Source organism: Streptomyces sp., assembly GCF_035644915.1.
Classification (GTDB): Bacteria; Actinomycetota; Actinomycetes; order Streptomycetales; family Streptomycetaceae; genus Streptomyces.
The window spans coordinates 1-3,213 of record NZ_DASQNP010000220.1; the positions used below are offsets into that span (position 1 = coordinate 1).

The 3,213-nt window shown below is 72.6% G+C and carries 4 protein-coding genes; all 4 read left to right on the plus strand.

The window, feature by feature from the left end:
* Window positions 1-314, plus strand: a 314-nt coding sequence (gene ruvX, locus VE546_RS24065) for a Holliday junction resolvase RuvX (protein ID WP_324925802.1), incomplete at its 5' end; no start/stop codon positions are given.
* Window positions 315-439: 125 nt separating this feature from the next.
* Window positions 440-2,137 carry an endolytic transglycosylase MltG gene (gene mltG / locus VE546_RS24070; RefSeq protein ID WP_324925804.1) on the plus strand — a complete coding sequence of 566 codons (1,698 nt, stop codon included), beginning with the start codon at window positions 440-442 and terminating at the stop codon, window positions 2,135-2,137.
* Window positions 2,137-2,979: a shikimate dehydrogenase gene (locus tag VE546_RS24075; protein ID WP_324925806.1), complete on the plus strand. Its 843-nt coding sequence runs from the start codon at window positions 2,137-2,139 to the stop codon at window positions 2,977-2,979. The genes mltG and VE546_RS24075 overlap by 1 nt, the downstream gene beginning before the upstream one ends.
* Before the next feature lie 103 nt (window positions 2,980-3,082).
* Window positions 3,083-3,213 (plus strand): chorismate synthase (locus VE546_RS24080; protein ID WP_324925808.1); only part of this gene is annotated, 131 nt, incomplete at its 3' end.

Consider the following 3,213-nt stretch of genomic DNA (forward strand, 5'->3'; position numbering starts at 1 on the left):
CCGAGTACGAACCGCTGGAGGTCGTCGTCGGGCTCCCGCGCTCGCTCAGCGGGCGCGAGGGCCCGGCGGCGGCCCGCGTCCGGGCCTTCGCCGGGACGCTGGCCCGGGACATCGCCCCGGTTCCGGTGCGGCTGGTGGACGAGCGGATGAGCACCGTCACCGCGGCCCAGAGCATGCGCGCCTCGGGCGTGTCGTCGAAGAAGGGGCGCGGCCGCATCGACCAGGCGGCGGCCGTGATCATCCTCCAGAGCGCTCTGGAGACCGAGCGGGTGTCCGGTGAAGTTCCTGGTGAGTGCGTCGAGGCGGACGCCTGATCGCGGTACGGTAACGTTCGCTCGGACGGCGCTGTTCGAATACCAGCCGTACGGCAGGCGGTTCTTCGGACACAAGTGCCCGTGTGTACCACCACCGGCTGCCGCCTCGCGGCTCTAGGGGATCGATGACTGAGTATGGCCGGGGCCCCGGCTCCCACCCGTGGCATCCCGACGACCCTCTCTACGGCGACCAGGGATGGAACGGGACCCAGCACGGAGACTGGGACCCGTACGGCGGACAGCAGCACCCCCAGCAGTCCCAGCACCCCCACGCGTCCGGCCACGCCGGACAGGGCTGGGACACCCAGGGAGGCGGGCAGGCGTACGGCAGCCACCACGGCGATCCCTACGGACAGCAGCCGCACGGCGACCCGTACGGCCACCAGCCGCACGGCGACCCCTACGGTCAGCAGCAGTACGGCGACCCCTACGGTCAGCAGCACGGCGATCCCTACGGGGGCGGGCAGCACCACGACCACCACGGTCACCACGACCACCCCGCGGACCCCGGCCACCAGGGCCAGGGCGCCTACCAGCAGCCCCAGCCCGAGCAGCAGCCCCAGCCCCCGTACGGCCAGCAGCCCCCGCCGCAGGGCCGGCGCCGCGACGAGCCGGACCCGGGCCCCGGCCCCGACGAGGAGACCGGCTGGGACCCCGGCCCCGACCAGGGCGAACACGCCTTCTTCGCGGACGACGACGGGGACGAGGACGACGGCGGCCGCGGCCGGTCCTCCCGCGGCAGCCGCGGCCGCCGGGACAAGGGGAGGGGCAGGAACGGCATCGCCTGCCTCGTCGTCGCGACCGTCCTGGTGGGAGGCATCGGCGGCGCGGGCTACCTCGCCTACGACTTCTACCAGAGCCACTTCGCCGCCGCGCCGGACTTCTCCGGCGGCGGCAGCGGCGAGGTCCAGGTCGAGATCCCCGACGGCAGCAGCCTGGCGCAGATGGGGGCCATCCTGGAGAAGGCGGGCGTGGTCAAGAGCCAGGGCGCGTTCATCGAGGCGTCCAACGCCAACCCCAAGGCGCAGAGCATCCAGCCCGGCGTCTACACGCTCCGCAAGGAGATGTCCGCGGAGGCCGCCATCGGGATGATGCTCGACCCCTCCAGCCAGAACTCCCTGATCATCGCCGAGGGGAAGCGGGCCTCGGAGATCTACGCGCTGATCGACGAGAAGCTCGGCCTGGCGAAGGGCACCACCGAGAAGACGGCCGAGAAGGCCGACCTCGGCCTGCCCGAGTGGGCCGGGGGCAACCCCGAGGGCTTCCTCTTCCCCGCCAAGTACACCGTCGGCGAGAAGACCAGACCCGAGGACCTGCTCAGGGAGATGGTCGAGCGGGCCGAGAAGGAGTTCGCGAAGATCGACCTGGAGACCCAGGCCGCGAAGCTCGACAAGACCCCGTACGAGATCATCATCATCGCGTCGCTGATCCAGGCGGAGGCCCAGGAGGACGACGAGTTCGGCAAGGTCGCGCGGGTCATCTACAACCGCCTCGACCCCGGCAACACCGCCACCAACGGCAGGCTCGAGTTCGACTCGACCATCAACTACGCGCTGGGACGCTCCACCCTGGACGTCACGCACGAGGACACCGACCTCGCCTCGCCGTACAACACCTACCGGAACAAGGGGCTGCCGCCCGGTCCCATCGACAACCCCGGGCACCAGGCGTTCGAGGCGGCCCTCAACCCGACCGAGGGGGACTGGTTGTACTTCGTCACCGTCAAACCGGGCGACACCCGCTTCACCGACAACATCGACGAGCACAACCGGAACGTGGAGGAGTTCAACGCGGAGCAGCGCAAGAACAGGGAGGGCCGGTGATGCCGGCGGGCAGGCGCGCGGCGGTCCTCGGCTCGCCCATCGCCCACTCCCTCTCCCCGGTGCTCCACCGGGCGGCGTACGCCGAGCTGGGCCTGACCGGCTGGTCGTACGACCGCTTCGAGGTGGACGAGGAGGGCATCGGGCCCTTCCTGGAGAAGCTGGCGGCCGGCGGGGAGGACTGGGCCGGGCTGTCGCTGACCATGCCGCTCAAGCGGGCCGTCATTCCGCTGCTGGACGAGGTCAGCGCCACCGCGGCGTCGGTCGAGGCCGTCAACACCGTGGTCTTCACCGGTGACGGCCGCCGCCACGGCGACAACACCGACATCCCCGGCATGCTCGCCGCCCTGCGCGAGCGCGGCGTCGGAAGCGTCCCGAGCGCCGCGGTGCTGGGCGCCGGGGCCACCGCCTCCTCGGCGCTCGCCGCGCTCGCCCGGATCTGCACCGGCGAGGTCACCGCGTACGTCCGCAGCCGGGCGCGGGCCGAGGAGATGCGCGGTTGGGGCGAACGGCTGGGCGTGACGGTGGTGACCGCCGACTGGGCGGACGCGCCACGGGCCCTGACCGCGCCCCTGGTGATCGCCACCACCCCGGCGGGCGCCACCGACGCCCTGGCACAGGCCGTGCCCGAACGCCCCGGCACCCTCTTCGACGTCCTCTACGAACCCTGGCCGACCCCGCTGGCCGCCGCCTGGGCGGCCCGCGGCGGGGCGGTCGTCGGCGGCCTGGACCTCCTGGTCCACCAGGCCGTCCTCCAGGTCGAGCTGATGACCGGCCGCACCCCGGCCCCGCTGGCCGCGATGCGCGCGGCGGGCGAGGCGGCGCTGGCGGCCCGCACGTCCTGAGAGCTGGGACGGACGTTCCGCCTGCCGGACGGAACGCCAACCCGGCGGAGCGCTCGTGAAAGGATCGGAGCAAGCACGTACGGGCCTGAACTGAGGAGCACCGTTGAGCAGGTTGCGCTGGCTGACCGCGGGGGAGTCGCACGGTCCCGCACTGGTGGCGACGCTGGAGGGGCTGCCCGCCGGTGTGCCGATCACCACGGAGATGGTGGCCGATCACCTGGCCCGGCGGCGGCT